Source organism: Pseudoalteromonas luteoviolacea CPMOR-1 (assembly GCF_001625685.1).
Taxonomy (GTDB): domain Bacteria; phylum Pseudomonadota; class Gammaproteobacteria; order Enterobacterales; family Alteromonadaceae; genus Pseudoalteromonas; species Pseudoalteromonas luteoviolacea_K.
Window position 1 is genome coordinate 24,182 of record NZ_AUYC01000037.1, and the last position, 22,352, is coordinate 46,533.

Sequence of the window (22,352 nt, forward strand, 5' to 3'; positions counted from 1 at the left end):
AACTTTGAACTGCTATGTCAGCAGTTGCAAATACATATTTAAGCATAGGTTAGGAGCAAAAAATGGGTTTATTGGTTAACGGACATTGGCAAGACAAGTGGTACGATACTAAATCAAGTAATGGTGAATTTAAGCGTGAAGCTGCCCAGTTACGAAATTGGGTTACCTCTGATGGCGAAGCAGGCCTAAGTGGAGAAGCAGGTTTTAAGGCAGAAAAAGGCCGTTATCACTTGTTTGTATCACTCGCTTGTCCTTGGGCGCACCGCACACTGATATTTAGAAAGCTTAAAGGGTTAGAGGACTACATTGATGTATCTGTGGTGAGCCCTGACATGTTAGAACAAGGTTGGACGTTTGATAAAGCAACCGGTAGCACAGGCGATGCATTATTTGACAGCAGCTTTATGCATCAGATCTACACCAAAAATAAAGCTGATTATAGCGGTCGAGTGACAGTGCCTGTCTTATGGGATAAACAATTACAGCGTATCGTGAGTAATGAGTCATCTGAGATCATTCGTATGTTTAACAGTGCATTTGATGCACTGACAGGCAATACATTAGATTTTTATCCAAGTGCTTTACAGGCTCAAATTGATGATATTAATGATTTTATCTATGACTCGATAAATAACGGGGTATATCGCACAGGGTTTGCCACCAGCCAAGAGGCTTATAACCAAGCGTATGACAAACTATTTGATGCGCTAGATAAAGTAGAAAATATTCTAAGTGAAAATAGATACTTAGTTGGTGATACATTAACAGAAGCCGACTGGCGTTTGTTTACCACCTTGATAAGATTTGATGCGGTGTATGTTGGTCACTTTAAATGTAATCAGCGCACAATTGAGAGTTATCCAAATTTATCTAATTACGTCAGAGAATTATATCAATACCCAGGCGTCGCTGAGACAGTTGATTTTTATCATATTAAACGTCATTACTACTTTAGCCATACTATGATCAATCCTACGCAAGTCGTGCCCAATGGACCGGATATCGATTACGCCCGCCCACATAATCGTGGCTGATAATAACGACAATACGACAAGAGCCAGAGATGGCTCTTTTGATATTTAAGAAATTATTTTTCAATTTTTTAGGTTTATATTTTTTGATTTAATAACAACGCTTTTATATTTCTGACTAATTAATAAACATAGTTTTTTAAGGTGCAATAAAAACTCTTTAGTGATGTTTTAGACTGTATATTAGTGTGATTTTTTCAATAGATTTATCTGGAGTTAAAACCTTATTCTATTTTTAATTAAATAATTCATAATTTGTATTTGTTTTTTAACATGAGAGGTGTAAATATAAAATTTCAAAAAAGGAGATTTTATGAAATATTCAGTTGGTTTTATGATGATGTTGTCATCGGCAACAAGTTTAGCGTCAAACATTCATGTTTATGACAGTGGTTACCAGTCGAGTTATTTTTGTTTAACAAAGCAGCTATTCAATGGAGTACCCAAGTATTGCGGTGCGACAGGTACTTATACTCATAAACATATTCCTGTTGCAGTGGAGAAAAACAACAATCATTTTGAGGTGTTTTCCAATAACGAAAACGGTAATTTAGTCACTTATGTAGTGAAAAACTACAATCAAAAGATAAAAGTTCACACTGAGAGCAATTGGGATGACCCACATACCAATGCAGTTGTCGACATTGATACAAGAGGTTATGTTTATGTGCAACTGTCTTCGCGTGGGCTTGGACCTAAGTATCGAAGTGGGCACTTGTACAAGTCAACAACGCCCTATGGTACTCAGTTTCAAAAGATCAAAGGGCTTCCAGATCACGGTAACTTTAATCAGTCATACCCACAATTACATTTAGATAATTCTTCGAATCGCCTTGTGGTATTCACTCGTTACGAATATGTAGGCCAAAAGGCAGTGAGAACACTGTGGTTTGAAAGGAATGGTCATGAATATAAATTAGCTGAAGGTGGTCATTATGCGGTGAGTGATACCAATGATGATGGGCAAATTTTTATCGCGTATAACTACCATCCTAATTATGACTTAGATCGCCGCTCAAACATTCACGTGATTAAGTCGTACACGTATAACTCAGATTGGTATAACATCAAAGGTGAAAAACTCACATTGCCGCTGGCTGAGAACGACCCTCGGACTTTGGTTTACGACTCAGAAGCAAATGGAACTTATATTTATGTAAAAGATATTGTAGCGGAAGAGCCTGGCACAGGTGGTGGTGTGCATGTTTTATTTACCGAAAGCACGTCTTTTGATCCGACTAAAGGGTCACGTTATGTGAAAGAATTGGATATTCAATCTGCTAATAAAATAGCCGTAAGTACCATTACTCCAACCAATCATAATTACTCTGGCGCAACATACTTAACCGACCGCCATGCATGGGCAGTTAATGAGGTCTTAGTCAATGGGAATAATCATCAGCCATACTTCGGCGGTGATATACAGCGACACCTGCGTGTTAACGGCAGTTGGCAACACCGGGGCACATATGCGGATGGTGGCAATTACACATACATTAGAAAAGTGCGTGGCTCAGACTATAAAGCTGTTGCTTCTAAAGGCGTGGGCGAGATTGACAACGGAAATACACAAATACGTATTGAGGTGAAATAACAAGGAGGTGCTTTGGAAGCGAACATTTATTTCCAAAGCACAAACTTTGGATTGAAGCGCAGGGGACTCACTTAGTGATAACTGTACTGCGCCTCAAAACACAAAAGTCGAGGAACTCAGTGCTTTAACTGGTTAGTTCGACAAAGAAGGTTGCTATGAGCATGTTTACTCACTGCAACCTTATACAGGCTTACATAGCTTGTAGCAACATAGCTACCCCAATACCTGCACCAGTACCAATGATGACGCCCATTAACGCCATTAAGATTGCAACAGGTACTAACGTTTGGCTATACGCTGCTGCGAGCACGGGTGATGAAGCAACCCCTCCAATATTTGCGAGCGACGCAATGCCACAGGTAAAGAGATCCAGCTTGAAAATTTTGGCTATGGTGGTCAGGATCACGCCATGGATCAGCAGAATTACAAAGCCCGCTAAAATGTATGCGGGTGCTTGGGTCAGCTCAGCAAAGTCTGCATTGGCTGCAATCAGACCGACTAAAGTATACAGTAAGACATTCGAAAGTTGTGGTGAGCCAGGTAGCTTGCCAAGTGGTGTCATCGCACAAATCACGCCAACAAGGGTCACTATCATGATGCTCCATGTCGTGCCTGTTAGTACGGCGTTGTGAGGTAACAAACCTGAGACATAAATCGCCAGTGCTGAGAGGCCAAAGGCACTCCCTAATAAAAGCATCATATCTGGAAACGTGGTTTCTTTTCTGATTTTGTCATTGGATAAGGTGAGCTTTTCTTGTAGATCGTCCAGTGTGCTGGTATCTGCTTTGGTCCACGCATTAAATTTGTGTGCAAATGGCACGAGTGCCAATAAAAACATAATCCACATTGCATAATCAATAGAATCGATGAGCAGTGTATAACCCATACCAGCATCATTGAGTCCTAAAGATTGTTGGACCGCAACCATGTTTTGTGTGCCCCCAATCCAACTGCCTGCTAAGGCACCAAACGTGAGCGCAGCATTGTCATTTAAGTAACTTTGGAATAGCGCGAACGAGACAATGAATCCAAGAACAATACTTAATGTTGCCGCGAAAAATGTCCCCAATAGCTTTGGTCCCAGTTTTACAATATCTCTTAAATCAGCCCTCAGTAACATCAAAAAGATCATGGCTGGTAAAATCGCTGTTTTGACTTCCGAGCGAGCTTGTTTAACAGACTCGGTCATTTCCCAAACGCCTAAAGTTGACATGACCATGGCTGAAAAATAGATAATAATAACAGCTGGTACATACTTGAAAAAAGGCCCGTTTTTATATTTATCCTCACCCCAAATTATTACACTTGATACAAACATTAAGAATGCGATAAACGCAAAACCATCTTGGATCATACTTCCCTCTATTCTAATTATTATGAATTGCCAGCTATGCTAGCTGAATTTTGCAAAAAAAACGATGTAAATTCACTGATATATGTTACGAATGTTAAATTTTAAAATTATCAAAGCCACTGATTACTATGCTAATTTTAAGGTGTCGTTGCCCAGTCGTGTTAATGTCGGGTTAGAGTCGAGGTATTGTCGTCACCGTAAGGGAGTGGGTTTATTATGCTCTCATTACAGTTTATTGAGGTAAAAATATGATTTTAAAACAACTTAGGTTAAGCCGCAGCTTATCTCAAGAACAGCTCGCGAATATGTCAGGTTTAAATGTACGGACTATTCAGCGCATTGAAGCTGGTGCCAATGCAAGTTTAGAGTCACAGAAATGTCTTGCAGCTGCACTAAATGTCAGTATTGAAGCGTTGAATCAGGTGAGGTTTACAATGAAACAAAGTAAAGACAATTGGAAAGAGTTACCATTGATATTAAAGGTGTGGTTTACGCTTAACTTCTTACAAATTAGGCCCAAACGTAAAACGGCAAGACGCGTCGAGTCTATAAGTCATGGTTTTGGTTTTATGTTTTGTACTTTAGGCATTGTGAGTGAAGCCGCTTTGATAGGGGGCTTATTCATGTTGATAACGGGGTATTTATTTACGTTGTTAAAGTGGCAAGGAGATAAATATACCATATGGGATTAGGTCAAATATTAGCTAGTTTTATACAACAAAAAGCATATTAGTGGGTAAAGTGAATTATATGAATTTAATCATTGAAAATAATAAATTAATACTATTTTATTTCTGAAGGGGAGGGGTATTATTGGTGCTTATGAGCTCGGTGTTTAAATATATTTTGTTCTAAATCAATGTTTTGCTTCGTTTCTGTTGAGCTTGGCTAATGTTGTAAGTAAGAATAATAAATATATGAATTTAGCTTTACTGTTGATAAGTAAATAAACCTTGTTCATTGACACACTAATAAATTGTATCATTTAAAGGAGATGATGATGCTTAAAAATACCCTATGGCTTTCTTTATTTGCGTGCACAAGCGCGATGGCTGTTAACGAGTACGCTGAAGTTTCTGCAAGCGATGCTTGGAACGTAGTAAATCACACTAACGGTAATCTAGTATTCACAAGTGCACCTTCAGACAAAGAAGCTGACGCTGGTATTATCGCTTTGCAGCAATCTGCTGGTGGTGTTGAAATTAAATTCCAAGAATGGCCATATCTTGACGGTGCACACGTTGCTGAAGATCTGGCAATTCTATCGCTGCCTGCTGGTCGTCAAGCTCTGGCTGATGGCACAATCATTGAAGTTGGTACCTTTAAACTAGGTAACGGTGAAAACACAATAAACTTCTCTGAGAAGTTTGACCATACACCGCATATTTTCTTAACGGGTCAATCAAACGACAATGCAAAAGTCTATGTAACTCGCGTACACGGTGTGACGCAGCACGGCTTTGTTGCATTAAAGCAAGGTGAAGAAGCAGCCTCAAACCTACCAGCGCAAGAAACAGTTGCATACCTAGCTATCTACGCGCCAAACAATACGGGTTCAATCGGTGGTAACGATTTCATCATTGATCAAGTAAAACTTGACCATTCAGCAGCAACTGAAGCGACGTATGGATTGTATCTGCAAGAAGAGCAGTCGAAAGACACTGAACTTACGCACATTGTAGAGCATGTTAATGTCATGAAGTTTGGCAGACATGTATTTGCGCAAGATGTGACTGCTTTTGGTCGTGATACAGTTACCCCGAGATTGGCAAATGATTTTGCTCAAGCACCGACTGGTAGCTCGTGTGCAGCAATTCAAACTCAAAACCCATTAGTAGCAAGCGGTTACTATACAATTACTCCAGCGAACTCAGCGCCAATTGAAGTATATTGTAATATGGAAAAAGAGTCTGGCGGCTGGACTTTATTCGCGACACATAATACATCACTAAAATCAGTTGATGCGGTTGATGTTGTTAAGCACGATGGTTTTGGTGTGATGACTGATGCAAACTGGCAAGCAGTTAGAGACAGCATGCAATACGGCATTATGTTTGTTGATGGTGCTGGCAAGGTTGGTATCGTAGAAAAAGATGCGCTACTGAATGCGTCTTGTATCTCACTTAACCAAACAGACTCACTGGCTAATAACCCTGCGCCATATGGTCGTTTCTGGCACACAGAAAGATCTGGTTGTGGTGGTTCAGGCGGTGACTACAGTGAAGCAATCCTAAATATTGGTTGGTCACATGTTTATAACTTCACAGGTGCGTTCAGCAAGTGGGAGTTTAGCGGTGGTTATACTGCGGGTATCGTAGAGTATTACATCAAGTAAAACTCAATGTCAGCATGCTTGTTTTGAGTGTGCACATGAGAAGCCAAGTAAAGCGTATTGCTTACTTGGCTTTTTTATTTTTGGTCAACTAAAGTGGCTATTGACTCTTAAATTGATAGTAAATTAGTCATTAAAAGTGCTCAAAAAATGACATTTGTGCTGGGTGTTTGAGTGCTTTGGGTCTGATTGATTGCACTTGCGTGATGATGTCTGAATGTGTGTACCCCAGCCGTTTCATTAATAGGCCAATCACCAGTCCTGTTCTGCCAGAGCCACCTTTACAGTGCACAGCGACGGTACCTTGACGATTAATGATATCAATGACTTCATTATAGTGATGATTAAATGCGTCGATGAAATCTTGATTAGGCGCATCGTCATCGGGAAGTGGAAATTGAAACCACGTGACGCCTTGCTCCTTGCACTCTAACGCGAGGTTTTGTGCATTGTTATTTTGTAGCTCACTGTCATACATTAAGGTGATGATGGCCTCTGCGCCTGCGTGTTTCAGTTGGCTGACCGACGCTTTTAAGGTGGCCTCTTTTGTGCCTGGACACGGAGTAAATATAAATTCGCCGCCATTTTCCAGTGTTAGCTTATCAAATGGGTGAGTTTGCATAATTGCCTCTCAATGGGTTTGTGGGTTAAACCAGTGTTTGGTTTTATTAACAATTGCGACCAAAGATAACATCACAGGGACTTCAACCAATACGCCGACCACGGTGGCAAGTGCTGCACCTGAATGTAATCCAAATAAAGATATTGCCACAGCGACCGCCAACTCAAAGAAGTTTGACGTGCCAATGAGGCAAGCGGGTGCGGCGATGTTGTGTTTTAATTTGAGTTTGAGTGCTGCAAAATAAGCGATGAAAAATATGCCATAGGTTTGCAAAATAAGGGGGATGGCTATCAAAATGATGTTCATCGGCTGTGTGATGATGGTATTGGCCTGAAAACCAAACAACAGCACGACCGTGGCCAACAACCCTATTACTGAAAAAGGCTTCAATTTGGCGAGCAAGGCGTTAATGGCGGTTTCATTTTGGCCTGATGCATTTAACCGTTTTCGTGTGAAGATACCCGCTATTAGGGGTAACAGCACATATAGTACAACAGACATAAGCAATGTATCCCATGGCACATGAATATCAGATACACCGAGTAATAAGCCTGCAATGGGCGCAAATGCGAAGATCATAATCACGTCGTTAACAGACACTTGCACTAAGGTATAGTTGGCATCGCCTTTTGTCAGTTGGGACCACACAAACACCATGGCGGTACATGGAGCAACACCCAATAAAATCATACCAGCGATGTACGACTGTGCCGTTTCTGGATTGACATAATTGGCAAAAACGCCCTCAAAAAATAACCAACCAAGCGCAGCCATTGTGAAAGGTTTTACGAGCCAATTGATCACCACGGTGAGGATTAATCCTTGCGGATTTTTACCGACTTCTCGGATGGTTGAGAAGTCAATTTGCACCATCATGGGGTAAATCATGACCCAGATAAACACAGCGATAACCAAATTAACATTGGCATAAGTCATGGTCGCAATGAGTTCGAATAGAGGGGGATAAACCAAGCCTAGCCCAACCCCGAACACAATACTGGCAGCAACCCAAACAGATAGGTAGCGTTCAAATATACCCACAGACGAACTCCTTAGTTACACAAGTTTGCAAAACGAGTAGGGCGATCGCCCATGGCGTTCAATCTACTGAGCTCTTTTTCTATGAAGCTGGGTTCATTGATCACGGTCGATGTAATGACGTGTTTCATCCACTCCGGTAAAGTGGGGTTGAGAGAATAGAAAACCCATTGATGGTATTTTCTATCTGACAAGATCCCTATTTTTCGCAGCTGCGCGAGATGTCGAGATACTTTTGGTTGGCTCGACTCGTCTAGTGCCGTCATCAGTTCGCACACACAGGCTTCTTTTTCAACGGCAATGATGAGTAGGGTTTTTAAGCGAGTTTCATCGGCCAGCGCTTTATAAAATGCTGTAGGGTGAATTGTTGCCGGTTTTTGTGTGGCATTTTCAATAAATAGAGACTGGATCTTTTCATTGATCTCTTGCAAAGTCTTTTCAAATGGATGGTCACATTGGCGAGACTTAGGCTCTGCAATATCCCAAGCAAGGCAATTAACGCCATTGACACGACCTTCACATTCTTTGGTCGCGCTTGCGCACAAGGTTATCACATAGTCGAAATGCATATTTGAGAATTCATCTACATGTTGTGAAGCCAAGCCTTGGTTATTCAGCCCAAAATGTGCGATAGCTGCGAGAGTACGAGGATCAGCGCCAGTTGGGTGAGTACCAGCACTGTAAACATCATATTGACCTTTACCATGGTGTTTTAGCAATACTTCAGCCATCAGAGATCGCGCTGAATTCTCAGTGCATAAAAATAGAACCTTCATATCGTTGCCTATTTCTAAATTGCATATAATAAATTTGTTATATACTAACTTCGTTATGTAATGGTCGCAAGCGTTTTGGCTACGTTGTCTTTTATATGCCGTATGTGGGTCACCATCGATAGCTTTTTGAGTTGATAGGTTGAGCGTTGTGGCACATAGAGAGGGCAATCAGAGCGAATGCAGCGGAGTATAAAGGGAGGGGTAATATTGACTGCTTGAGCCGATATTGTGTTTAACAACTTATTATAGAGTGAAGTAATTCACAGTGACGAGCAGCTTATTGCACTTAACTTTGGTGTTTATTTAACCTGTAATGAGGTTAGATATAAACCTATTCATATTTTTGAAGCATAGTTAAGTACGGACATTAATAAACCTGGCCAAAATAATAGTGTGATTTTAATTCATTCATCAAGTTAACTTGATTAAAAGTGCATATATTAACCATGACTTTATACTAAAACATAACCTTCATATTGATTGTCTGGTGTTTAAGTGTTAGGAGGGAGGGTATTTGTCATACATATGGTGTATTACAAAACGTCCGTAAGGCTAATTCGTATAGCTCGTATTATTAAATAAGGCATAAATCACACTGTTCTGTGACTGAGTTTGAGTCAGAATCAAGGTGCGTTATTGAAAAGTAACACCTGCGCAGCGCTTATTCATGAGGTATAAATTTATGCAGAGTACGAATAAACGCCAGTGAATAATATTATCCAATTACTTCCACTTGATAACTTCTAAGCAGCCTCACTTACGGCTTCTTTTTTCGGTGTGCACGCCTGCGACATAACCCCAACGTCTGGTTTTAAGAGGAAGTGCGCAGAATTTGGCGAAGCTCGTGGTAAGCGCAGCGTGTGTTTTTAGTGATGCTTAATAAGTAATATAAATTACATTTTGCTTAACTGGTTATCATAAAAGTTACCTTGTACAAGGGTTATTTGGTATTAATTTTAATTTAGAGAGATTTTATTTGAGATGAATATCAATTTTATGAGTAGAATATAATTATTTTAATATTTTGTTTTATTTATGTTTTTTATTTTTTAATATGTTGTTTTGTGTTAATTTGTTGCAACTTTTATTATAGGGAGCAGTAAAAGTTGTTAAAATTAAAGTGTGCAAATATTGCGCTGTTTTCATTAATTAGTTTTTCATGTTTAGGTTTTTCTTCTCAAAAACCTCGATTATCAGATAATGAATTGGCATTTCACGTAAAAGGTGTAAAAGACAAGTTATCATGGACAAAAGTTGAAGGTGCAACTGAATACTCTGTGATGGCCTATTCTGGAGATACCATATATCAAGCGAGATATGGACAAGGGCCCGGTACTGGATTTAGTCAATCAAGCGACCTTTTTATTCCTCAGTATAAAACCTATACAAATTCCATTGAAATTACGAATCCTCATTCTAATGTAAGGTATTTAGTGGTGCCATGTAATCGGTTTGGATGTTCTGACGGTATGATAGCCGATCGTATACCTGCCTCAATATACTTACATACGGTGGAAGAGTTTTCGTATAGCAAAGGCGCTGTTTATCCTTGGGAATCCTCGAGAATACGTTGGAAAAGTAGTGGAGCGCATACGGTTAACTTGTTAAAAAATGGCAGAGTTTATTTAACTAATTTACCACCAAATGGCAGCGTACCAGTACGAATAAATGAAAATACCAAGTTCACTATACAATCGATGGGTGTTGGTAGCGTTCAAACGCGATCAAGTACATTAATATATAAACATGCCAAGATTGAAGACCCCGTTAATGACAGTGGTTTTTTAATGCCACTACGCAATATGGGTATAGATATTATTCCGCGCACTTTGGTCAGAGGCAATGAGCGTTATTTATTTGTCGCTGATAAGTCTAGTAACCTACATAAAATCGATTATTCAAAGCCTACGCCAGAGTTAGTTTGGTCACTGCCTTTGGGCGGAAAACTCGTCAACAAGCCCCTTGTAGAGCAGAGCAATATGTATTTTGGTATCAGTAAGATGGACGGCTCAGGAGAAGTGTGTTCTTTGCATGTAGGGTATTCTACACGAAAATCTTGTAAAACAACGACCGATGCAGTGATAGCTGGGGCGGTTGCAATGGATCTTTATCAAGGCACTCGCAAAGTCGATACGAGTATTATTTTTGTCAGTCATAAAGGACGAGTGCTTCAATACGCGCTCAATTTGGTTGAATTGCGTAAAACATCAAATTTACCAGCGACTATGTTGGGTAAGCCTATTATTGCGACTCCTGCCATCAATCGTAGAAGCGGTCGAGTCTACTTTCAATATCAAGACACCCATTCACAAGTAACTAAATTAACCGCTATTAGGTTTTCGAATAGTAGTAGTGGAGGAGGTGCTGAACCAATTAACCCCGGCGGTCCGGGGGGGAACCCGGGTGGTAATCCGGGAGGGCCCATCACTGGACCTATAGACCCTCCAAGCCTCTTTTCCGTAACAGTGCCATTAAGGGCGCTTTCTAAGATGGAATTGGCACAGTTGAACGAGGAGTCGGCAAAAAATAACAACATGTTTGAAGTGGAGTGGACTGCCACTGTGCTAGATGTTGCTGAACAGTCAGGAGATCAGCATGAGTAAATTTAACACCCTATGTTTGTATTTATTGATGTGTATTGGTTTTACTGTTCAAGCAAGCTCGGCGAGTAAACAACAATACTGTTTTGGTGGTGTAAAAACCGTAGGTCTTGATAGCGGTACGACGTCCAAGAGAGTGACGGTCGAGTTAGCTGACTCGAGAATGGCATCGAGATTTACTGATGTCATGATGATCGCGAATGGTACGGTGACGACCATCACGGCGCCAAACAGTCATATCTATCAAACGACGCGCGACTTTGGCGTTGGGAGCTACCGGTTCATCTCTACACATAAGTGGGACCATGGCTCGAATTTGGAACCTGTTGTGTGTAGCAGAACGCTTGTTGTTAAACCTTACTCAAAGCCGAGTGTCGCTTTTGGGCATACTCGTGATGCAAATGATGACACTAAAGTTACCTTAACCGCACGCGCAACGGACACAACTAACCAGATTGAATCATTCTCTTTGTGCCAAAGTAATGCAGTAGGTGCTTGTCTAAACGGTGGTTATCGCAGAGCTTTAAACCCCAATTTGAGTTCAGAACAGGTAGAGAATATCACGGTTGGTTATGATAATACTGTGTATTACACGGTTAAAGCCACCAATGATATTCATGTCAGTGAATCCACAACTATAGCTGTGCGTCAAGCGAGAGAAGCAGACACGCCATCGCAAGTAACATTAAAAGTGTATGATGCCGAAGGCAAGGAGCTCGCGAATAACAGTGTTGTAGCTGTCGGTACAGATATTCATGCGGTCGTCAAAATTAACGACTCAGATGCTCAGTCTTATAACTGGCCAAGCAGTGTAATAATAAACGACAAGACTGCAAAAGCGGGGACACTGACTTTAGCGGGTATCTCAGAAAGGCTCCCATGTTTTGAGAGCAGCAACAAAAAACAGACTTCTTGCTATGAGAGCTTTTCTGTTAATGACAATACGACGTTTATTGCACACTCAGGCAGTGGCACATCAAATGCTATCAACCTTAAGACAGCGTCTTTACCAAGCATTACCGATATAACCTTAAGTAACGAATTTGTAACCAGCAATGAAACAGTCACTCTAACCTTTAAGGCGTGGGATGCCGGCGCGCGGGTAGCGAAAGAAAAGTTACAAGTCTGTGTTGTGCCAGGTTCACAGTCAGATATTACATCTTGCCCTAGTAACCAAGACAAATCTGGGGGTTTAGTTTACGAAAACGGGAAGTACTCGCTTTCCTTTAAAGCCCCATCAAGCAACGTTACAGCACAGCATACTGTGGTGATATTAGCTAAGGACAATGCAATAAATGAATGGGTGCCCAGTTCAGTAGGTCTAACGGTTTTTGTGCCTGTAGGAATTTTGTTAGATGATCCGCCGACAAGTGGAACCATTCACAATCGAAATACGACTTACACCTATCATGTGAAATTGGGGGCCTTGAGCAGCGCACACCAAGGCGCAAAAATTCATGCCATTGAGCTGTATAAAAGTGCAGAGCAAGATATTGAGGTCGCCAAGGTAGTCAATCCAGGAAGTTTGCCTGAAAAGGGAGCAACCAGTGTATTTCCCATAAAATGGAGACCCGGTTACACACTCAGTGATAAACAAACTTTTAAAGTTCGAGCACGCATAGAAGTCAATAATACCGAGGTTAGGTATGAGAGTGTAGGCGACTATCATTTTACCATTGAGTCAGTGGCACCGACTACGCCTAGACTCCGGATCACCCCCAGTGCAGACGCTCCGGGGCACTTTACTCTACTCATGCCGCCGGTCAACTTTGCTGATGAGTATTTAATCTTTGAACGCGCAAACAATAAAACAGGCATCAATCTAAATGACCCGGAGCAATGGACGCAGTTGCAAGGTGTTCGTTTTAGCAGTGATGGCCGCAAGATTGAAAAAGAAATACGTAAATCGTCTGATACTTTCAATCATACCTTTACCTATTGCGCTGTCGCGTATAATGGAAACTTATCGAGCAGTACAAACTACCTCCTCATTAAACACGTGTGTGTGGCCTATACCAATAATAACGAAGGGGGCTTGCCATTACCGCCATCGTTTACGAATTCAACTAAAGTGCCAAGTGGTCCTTACACCTTGACTTGGGGAGCTGAAGACCAAAATAGCAGCTCTGTGAGATTCAAGCTAGAGAGCCAAGTTGCTTCGGGGCCTTGGCGAACGCTGTTATCAAACACCAGAAACAGGTCATTCCAGATCCAAAACCCTGAGATACAACACGAGGTAAAATATCGGATCAGTTCGTGTAATGTAAACAATGCAAATAAATGTACACGAGGACAGACGCTAACGCTTCAACATGCCCCGCCTGTAATTAGTTTCGCAAAAATATGTACAACGGGTGACTGCTTAGAAATACACGGCACAGGCTTTCATCAGCAAGGGCAGATCTTTATTCAAGAAAACCTGACAGCGATCCCGCATAAAATTGCAACCAGTAATGTGACGCTTTCCACAAGTGCGAACGATGTTCAAGTTTTGAGGATTAGAAATTTACCTACCGATGTGAAAGATGCCTACCATCAGGGTGGGATTTCTGTGGGTGTAAAAAACAAGTTTATTAATAGCCCCATTGTCGAATACAGCACGGGTGAGAATATCGGCGATGTTATCGACCCGCTTAACCATACCCCAACATTGGGAAAGAGTGGTCAGATCTATGCGGGTATGGGTAATCAATTATGTGCTTTTGTTGAGCAAACTCGTAGGTGGTGTAATACAACAGGCGGATTATTGTCTTCACGCGCAGTCGTCACGACAGCGAGTATTGGTACTGATGTTATTTTTGCCGGTTCTCGTGATCACAGTATCTATGCCTGGAACCAAAATGGTACACAACTATGGAAAAATACCACGCAGGGTGCGATAGAAGCTGAAGGCCTATTAGTGGGTAGCAAGCAAACTGATGCCACGCTATTTTATGGCTCTAATGACGGTGCTTTATATGCTCTAAATGCATTAGATGGTAGAACGAAATATGTATACAAATTAGGAGCACGTACAATTCAAAAGCCCATGATGGTGGGCGACAATGAAATCTGGGTGACGACTTCAGGCGATCAGCTGCATGTGATAAAGCGAGGCAGTGCTGGACTTGATAAGCTCAACTGGGGCGATCTACAGCGTTCTCCGTTGCTTGATGGTTTTAAGAAAGACTTTCCAACAGGTTGGGTGCCTCAGGATGCTGATCATGAGGCAACATATACACTGCTGAAATTGGGCTATACCGTTCTAGAACGTGAATTGAGCCGCTCTGAGTTATCATTTTTAACTTATGCGGTACGCTACCACAACGTGACTTTGCGAGAGGTTGCTGATGCAATGCTGCAATCTACAGAAGGAAAGCGTAATCACCCTGAAAGCCTAACCAATGCCAATTTTTATGACTCAATTAGTCACGCAATCTTTTTTGCAGTAAGGCAAGAGGTTTTAGGTTTTAGCCGCTCGCATTGGATCAATGAGCTCAACGGAGGTCTTTCAAGAGCGGAGTTTATTATTAAGTTGATGAACGAATCTATAGAAGTGTCCGAACGATACAAGCCGGTAGTCAGAAGCTCACTATTTTACTACTACGGTATCTGTCATGATCAAAATCAGTGTGAGTTAACAACTGACTCTGACGGTGATGGCGTAAGTGATTGGATGGAATCTGCATTGGGGTCAAACAAAATGGACCCAACAGATGGTTTGCTTACGACGCCAAGTCTTACTTTAAATCAAGCTGAGGCAGGCAAGCTGTCGGTGTTTCTTGAATACGGTAAAAATGTAGACTATTTCGAACTTCATAATCCAGCGGATAATACGGGTCCAATGGTGGTGCCGGCCAGTAACAAAACCGCGACGACCAGCTTGGTTTACCCCAATGGAAGTCATACGTTTTTTGCTAAAGCCTGTATTGAGAAAGAAATTACGTTAGATGGTCAAACCCGAATTCATCGCGCTTGCTCTAGGCCCTCTGCCACGCAGGTGATTGAAATTTCAAGTAGTACGATCCAAGGTCAAATTCATCCTCTGTCAGCGCCAAGCAGGGCTGCAAATTATCAGGGCCCCAGTGCTGAGCAACTTGCACAGCATCATAGCTTAGCCACCACCGCCGGAAATTTTAGAGTCAATGAGCAAGGTGCGGCAACCTACTCAATCCCTTTACCATTGCCTAAGGGCATTGCAGGTGTTACGCCAGAGGTTGCATTGACTTATAACAGTCAGTCTGGGTATTCATCTGTGGCATTTGGTTGGCAGTTGTCTGCAGGGTCAAGTATAACACGCTGTAGACAAACCAAAATACACGATGGCAAGTTTGAAGCAATTAAGCCATGGCTTGATGGGCATGACAGGTATTGTTTAGATGGTAGTCGACTTATTCTGACGAATAATGTGTTAGAGGGGGAAGTTGGTGCGCAATACCGCAGTGAAATTGACTCACAAATAAAGGTGGTCGTAGAGGCCCCTGAGCTATCGGGTACTAAACAGTTCGCAGTCTATGGTAAAGATGGCAGTAAGCGTATTTACGGTGGCTCGCCAGAAAGTGAACTAGGCGGCACGTCATCTTACGGTTGGTTGCTTCGTCAAAGTATGGATCGCATTGCTGCACTGGGTGAGGGGAATGCTCATAACATTGTGCATTATCACTACAGTAAAGGAAGTAAAGACCTGTCGGTGTTAGGTAAGCTTGAAACCGTGCTGAGCAAAATTGAGTACAGTGGCAACATTGATGGAACAGACAAGTTCAGTGTTCAATTTAGATATCAAAAAGGGGAAGCTCGACAGCTAGCATATGACTATTCACCGACACATGAAGAAATGGTGTCGCAAGCTGAGTTGGCTAATATTTCAATTTATAAAGGCAATGAAATTCTCAGCCACATAGATCTAAATTTTGAATATGCAACAAATAATGTTCGGTTGTTAAAAAGCGTCAGAGAATGCGCCAGCAATAGATTGGAAGTGTGTAAAAAGCCGGTGGTATTTGACTATACACAGAGCTTAGCCGAGCCAGACTTATTTGTACCTGTGACGCTGGTCAGCGCACCAACTGGTAAAAAAGTGGTGGCGACCTCATTTGTGGACTTGCTAGGTAATGGCAAACCGTCATTGGTCAGCTTGAACCAAACCTCTGATCCACGTCAGCACCAGCTGTGTATTTTTGAGTCTCACTCCGTCTCACGCTGTAGTTTAATCGATACCAATAACACAGATGACAACATTGAGATGCTGGCGCTAGATAAAGAAGATGACGGTCGACAAGGGCTATTAATTAGAACCGCAAACTCAAGAAGTGACGCTGCGAATAAGTGGGAATACTTTACTTATGACGGCAGGCAATGGCACAGAGCCTCCATAGTTGGCAGTCCTTCAATGCATCAACTGAGGCTTGGGGATCTCAACGGTGATGGTTTCTCTGATCTGCTTTACACCGGTGGTCAAGGTTATAACACTTTCAAGCAAACTTGGAGCCAAAGTGTTAAAGACTTCTCGTCTTTTCCAGAGGCGGTCTCATTGAATTACATTAATGACGATAAACCGTTTTATTTATTGGATGTGAACTTTGACGGACTCGCCGATGTGATGACATCAAAGTGCTCTGTGTCAGGGTGTAGCACTCAAGATAAAGAGGACGTCGTGTTTGTGCATTTCAACCAATATGACTCAGGTACTGATAAGCATAAATTTGGTGATAGTAAAGCACTTTACATTGTACATAGTCGGTTGATGCCAATGGACATCAATGGCGATGGCATTGTTGATTTGGGTTATGTGAATGCCAACAAACAATGGGCATTTTCACTGCTCAAACCGTATTCGGGTAGTGCCATCGCGAAAAGTAGGGAAATAGTTCTAGAAGCACCAAGCGGGATAAATATTAACCCAGAAGACACCCATATTGCGCCTATACAAGCGGATCTAGATAGGGATGGGATTGCTGAGTTGTATGTAACGGGCTTTGACCAGACAAGCCAAAGTTATCATTTATATCGCTACGACTGGGAGCCTGCAAGCGCTACCTTTAAGCTACGCGACCCAAGACCTGCCTATGATTTGGGCACCCAGCTGTCGGCAACGGATAGTATTTTCTTTTTAGATTATGATCATGATGGTGTCGATGAACTGATAATGAATGTGGGTGATCAACTTAAAGTTAAAGAAGCGATATACAGTGCAGATCCCGCAGCTAAATTGCGACAGATCACCCAAGGGTATGGCAACCAAACTCAGATTAAGTACGGGCTAACATCTGATCCAGAAATATATACATTGGGGAACCACAGTAAAACGGAGCTACTGGCGGCGCAAACCAATACGCGCGTAGATGATTTATATGGCAGTGCCTATTTGGTTAAGCGCGTGACTACCGGATCACAGCAAACGATAAATGATGTGACATCTCATGTGGATCTCGCTGTGGATTACCATTATGAAGGTGCGCGTATTCAATTTGGTGGCAGAGGGTCGTTGGGGTTTGAGGCGTTGACAACCACAACCCAAAAAGATGGCATGACCTTTAAAACCAGAACCGAGTACAGTCAAATATTCCCATTTGTTGGTATGCCTACACGTACCGTTAAAACCATGTACGTGAACAATACTAACTTGGTCATAAGCGACGCAAAGAATGACTATCAATACCATGTCAATGGATGTGATAACTCAACAGGCACTTGCGTATATAAAGATGATATGGTGCCTGACTACTTTGCTGTGTATGCCCACACTAGCCGTGAGTGCTCTGCGAGGGTGGATATCAGTTTTCAAGGTGCCGTTGACTATGGAATTTCGGGTTATGACTGTAGCACCACAGTGACTGAGCAAGACAAATTTGCCAATGTGAGCAACATCACCGTAAGCCGCTACGACGCACTGAATGCGAGTGACTTTATAAATGGCACAGGTGGGCAATTTTTATCGTCAGTGAAGACCGAAAACACCTATTATACGAATACAGATTGGACTGAATTAGGGCGGTTGCACACTGCGCGTGTCACAACAACACGTAAAGATGATTTAAACAATGACGTGACTTTGGTTAAGGAGAGTGAATTTACGTATTACACCTCGACACACCTTGAAGGCATGCTTGAATCAGAAGTAATAAACCCCAATGGCGGATGTGATGAGTATCTAAAAACGAGCTATGGCTATGACGTGGTTGGCAATGTCGTTAGTAAAGAAAGCATAGGTAAAACGACGGGCTGTAAAGGCAATGCCAAACGCATAGAAGTCACTAACTATGATGCTGATGGACGATATGTCAAAACCAAGGAGAATGGCTTATTTCGAACTTTAAATGTACATAGATATAACAAGTTTGGACAAGCCACAGAAACATCAAATACTGATGGGGTGCGTCAGTATCTCAAATACGATGACTTTGGTAACGCCATTGGTCATTATTCAGCGACCGGTGCACAGCAATATAAATTAAGAGCAGCATGTCCATTTGATGTAAATAACTGTGCAGTAGCCATTAACAGCTATAAAAATACCGAGCTGTTGAGCCAACAATTTTTAGATAAGCAAGGTCGAGAAATTGGCTCTAAAGTTCTAACGGTTGGCGGGCAGTGGGTGCACTCCGAGCAGCATTATGATGCATGGGGCCGAGTGGTTAAGCTGATCCCAGCGAGCTTACCAAGTACAGAGACCGTTTTTGATGTATTTGATAACCCAGTTAAAGTGACAGACAATCAAACAGGCCTTGTCACAAAACTGACAAAGTTGGATCGAACGGCAACCAGTAAGGTATCGGGTAATATCCCAGGTTATGAACAAACGCAAACGACGACCTTCAACAGCTTTGGCGAAAAAGTCACTGAGACGGATAATAATGGGCATACGTTAACATACACCTACAATATCCTTGGCCAAGTAGAAAGCGTTAAGTCGAGTGCTGACGGTGATAAAGTGCTTATCGTCAATAGCTATAATTTACTCACTGGGTTAAAGAGTAGCCAAACCGATCTAGATAGTGGTGCGTGGCACTACACCTACAATGCGTTTGGTGAATTGATAGAGCAAGAAGACGCCAACGGTAATATTCATGTATTTGAATATGATGACATTGGCCGTAAAAAAACGCACACCGTCAATACAGGAAATGTTGCTACATGGGTGTATGACAGCACCAAAAAGCATCGTCTATCCCATGAATATACTGTTGATTGGTTAAAAAGCTACATCTACGATGACTTTGGTCGGGGGGTTGCTTCTGTAACTGACCTTGATAGAACGGCGATCGACTGCAAGAGTGCAGACAATGTGTCGTATGAGCCTTCAAGCAAAGATGTTCGAATATCAGCCAATTTGGCGTCGGTTATTGACAGTCACTGTGTTGTACAGCTGACGACATTTGATGAATTTGGTCGCGTATTTCAGCAGTTTGATGATTATCGCCGTCTAAAGCAGAGAAATGAATACATAGAAGCACAAGGTATTCACTTCACTTATCGAGCCGGGCAAGTTGCTAAAAAGCAAGAAGCACGCGAAGGTGTTAACGGTGCCATCTATTATCTATTTTCGCAAGAAGATGGCGCTGGACGTGTGACTCATTACAACAAAGGTCGCTTTGCCATGTCTGTTGATTACAGTGATAACGGTTTCCTCAGCACTTTAAACGTAGGAGGCGGCTATGACTATATTCAATCTCACAGCTATGAATTTGATGGACTTGGTAACCTCACATCTAGAGCGTTCAATTTAGACGGAGGAGAAATTGAGACCACAAGGTTTGGCTATGATAAGTTAAACCGGATCACGACGGTTAATGGAGCGGTTGAATATGCTTATGATGACAATGGTAACCTCACGGCCAAGTCTGGTTGGACACAAAAATATGAAAACACAAAGCCACATGCGATTTCAAAGCGTGAAAAAGGTCAGCGTGTTGAACTGTTTGAATATGATAGCAATGGCAATCAAACCTATGCAACACTGACAAACAATGGCGTGACAGAGTCTCAACGCGAAGTGTTGTATTCTTCACGTAATAAGGCGATGCTCATTGTTGTGAATAATGCGCTGGTTCAGTTTTATTACGATGCCAATAATCGACGATTTAGACGTGACGAAAGCGATAAAACCACATACTACGTTGGTGCCCTTGAAATAGTCACAGAATTTCGTTCTGAGGCTTTGTCTAATCAAACGTATATACGTCGTAGTATCGGCAATGATGCGGTCAAAACTTATCATGAAAATGGGCAAGAGAGTGTGCAATGGTTGTTTACCGATCATCAAGGCTCTGTGGTTGCAGTCGTCAATAACAGTGGCAAGCTGCTAAAGCGCTTTAGCTATGATGCTTTTGGCAAACAGACAGAAATCCTAATGCCAACGAATGCGGTAGACAAGTTAGACTGGGCTCCTGAAACCGGACTGTTTTGGACGGTTGCGAGTAATCAAAGGGCGTATACAGGCCATGAACCGGTCAAATTTGGTGATGATACGCGGATCATTCATATGAATGGTCGGATCTACGATGCAGATACTGGCCGATTTATGCAGGCGGATCCGTTTGTGCAAGCGCCGAGTAATTTGCAGAACTATAACCGATATAGTTATGTGCTGAATAATCCGCTGTCATATACGGATCCGAGTGGGTATTTGTTTAAGAAGCTTGGGAAGTTTGTTAAGAAGAACTGGCGGACGATAGCGGCGATAGGATTAGCTGCGGTTGGCGGATATTATGCATTAGAAGCGCTTAAAGCGGCGATTGCTGGCGCGGGAACATTTGCTAAAGCTTATGTAATAGCTGGTACGACAGGATTCGCTTCAGGAGTTATATCAACAGGCACTCTTCAGGGAGGGCTAACTGGAGCCGCAACGTCTATGACCTTTTTGGGTATTGGGCAAGCGACTATAAAAGCCCATGGAGCAATTAAGATACTTGCGCATGCTTCGGCTGGCGGTGTAATTTCGGATTTAAAAGGTGGTAAATTCGGGCATGGGTTTATCAGTGCAGGGATAACGAAAGGTGCTCAAGTCGGAAATTATATTCCTGATGAACTAATATCAGGTACCATTGTGTCGGCTGTAATTGGTGGTACAGTATCAGAAATCACAGGCGGTAAATTTGCCAATGGTGCGAGTACGGCTGCGTTTCAGTTTGCGATGAATCATTATGTTACATCTGGGGCATTAAAAGCAGCTCAGTCATTAAATGAAAAAATAATACCGCCTAGATTAAAAATGACATTAAATGGAGAGGATGTTACTTATTTAGAGTTACCAAATGGTAAAAAAATGAAAGTTTTTTCAGGTACAAACGGATATAAAAATGATCCTGATGCAACTGACTTGGAAAACAACGGTCCACTACCTAAAGGAGATTACTACATTGTAGAAAGGGCTTCAGGCGGGCCTATAGGAAGGTTGAACAGTTGGTTGAGAGGTAAAGACCGATGGTTTTCTTTGTATAGAATTGACGGTACCATTGATGATTATACGGTTATAAATGGAACAACAAGATCTCTGTTTAGGATGCACCCTGGAGGGGCAAGTGCTGGATGCGTTACATTTTATGATTCAGAGAGTTTCAACTTTACAAGGGAGTACCTGTTAAATTCTCCTAATAGTGCAATCCCAGGGCTTGATATAACGTACTTTGGAACTTTAACGGTGGAGTAATAAATGAAAAAATTTTTTTATTTAGTTTTGCTGGTGCTGATATCACATATAATTTCTCTTATATGGTGGCGTTCTTGGATGTATGAAGGGTTTACTGGTCCACCAGATGTTTTAGCTTATTTTATGTTGAGTGATGGTGAACGATATTATACCCTTAAAGAGATAGAGATGTTTATAGTAACTCTTATAATACTATTAATACCATATTCTTTTTTTAAGAAAATTATAAGTAAAATATAAAAGGCACCTGTTCCAAAGCCCCCAGTACACTTGCTGGGGCTTTTCTATTTATGGTCACTTTGTTGTGGTCAACTAATTCCGTAGAAATAAACATAGAAATAAACATGAAAATAAACAAAAATAAACATGACACCCATC

At 41.8% G+C, this 22,352-nt stretch carries 10 protein-coding genes; 6 read left to right on the forward strand and 4 right to left on the reverse strand.

All coding sequences use genetic code 11. The features are described from left to right. The first annotated feature begins 62 nt into the window (after positions 1 to 62). The gene (locus N473_RS16425) at positions 63 to 1,034 is read left to right on the forward strand and encodes a glutathione S-transferase family protein (RefSeq protein WP_063368873.1); all 972 of its coding nucleotides are present in this window, start codon (positions 63 to 65) and stop codon (positions 1,032 to 1,034) included. Between the two features lie 310 nt (positions 1,035 to 1,344). Next, a complete protein-coding gene (locus N473_RS16430; protein WP_063368874.1) occupies positions 1,345 to 2,625 on the forward strand; it encodes a hypothetical protein in 1,281 nt (426 codons plus the stop codon). A gap of 190 nt (positions 2,626 to 2,815) precedes the next feature. On the opposite strand, the gene N473_RS16435 is transcribed toward N473_RS16430, so the two are convergent. Next, positions 2,816 to 3,979, reverse strand: coding sequence for a DUF819 domain-containing protein (locus tag N473_RS16435; RefSeq protein WP_063368875.1), 1,164 nt, complete (start codon positions 3,977 to 3,979; stop codon positions 2,816 to 2,818). A gap of 248 nt (positions 3,980 to 4,227) precedes the next feature. Between N473_RS16435 and N473_RS16440 the strand changes: the two genes are divergently transcribed. After that, complete coding sequence (locus N473_RS16440) at positions 4,228 to 4,671, forward strand: helix-turn-helix domain-containing protein (RefSeq protein ID WP_063368876.1); 444 nt, start codon at positions 4,228 to 4,230, stop codon at positions 4,669 to 4,671. Between the two features lie 308 nt (positions 4,672 to 4,979). Further along, positions 4,980 to 6,314: a fibrinogen-like YCDxxxxGGGW domain-containing protein gene (locus tag N473_RS16445; RefSeq protein WP_063368877.1), complete on the forward strand. Its 1,335-nt coding sequence runs from the start codon at positions 4,980 to 4,982 to the stop codon at positions 6,312 to 6,314. 130 nt (positions 6,315 to 6,444) lie between these two features. Here the strand turns inward: N473_RS16445 and N473_RS16450 are convergent, their stop codons facing one another. Genes N473_RS16450 through N473_RS16460 form a run of 3 tightly spaced genes read right to left on the reverse strand, consistent with a single transcriptional unit; the run spans position 6,445 to position 8,747 of the window. Further along, positions 6,445 to 6,933, reverse strand: coding sequence for a dual specificity protein phosphatase family protein (locus N473_RS16450; RefSeq protein ID WP_063368878.1), 489 nt, complete (start codon positions 6,931 to 6,933; stop codon positions 6,445 to 6,447). 9 nt (positions 6,934 to 6,942) lie between these two features. Then, positions 6,943 to 7,974: an ACR3 family arsenite efflux transporter gene (gene arsB / locus N473_RS16455; RefSeq protein WP_063368879.1), complete on the reverse strand. Its 1,032-nt coding sequence runs from the start codon at positions 7,972 to 7,974 to the stop codon at positions 6,943 to 6,945. Positions 7,975 to 7,985: 11 nt separating this feature from the next. Next, positions 7,986 to 8,747 (reverse strand): metalloregulator ArsR/SmtB family transcription factor, encoded by a 762-nt coding sequence (locus N473_RS16460; RefSeq protein WP_063368880.1) that lies wholly within the window; start codon positions 8,745 to 8,747, stop codon positions 7,986 to 7,988. Between the two features lie 1,106 nt (positions 8,748 to 9,853). Between N473_RS16460 and N473_RS16465 the strand changes: the two genes are divergently transcribed. Beyond that, the gene (locus N473_RS16465; protein ID WP_063368881.1) at positions 9,854 to 11,350 is read left to right on the forward strand and encodes a hypothetical protein; all 1,497 of its coding nucleotides are present in this window, start codon (positions 9,854 to 9,856) and stop codon (positions 11,348 to 11,350) included. After that, positions 11,343 to 21,974 carry a tlde1 domain-containing protein gene (locus N473_RS16470; RefSeq protein WP_063368882.1) on the forward strand — a complete coding sequence of 3,544 codons (10,632 nt, stop codon included), beginning with the start codon at positions 11,343 to 11,345 and terminating at the stop codon, positions 21,972 to 21,974. The genes N473_RS16465 and N473_RS16470 overlap by 8 nt, the downstream gene beginning before the upstream one ends. Positions 21,975 to 22,352 lie beyond the last annotated feature (378 nt).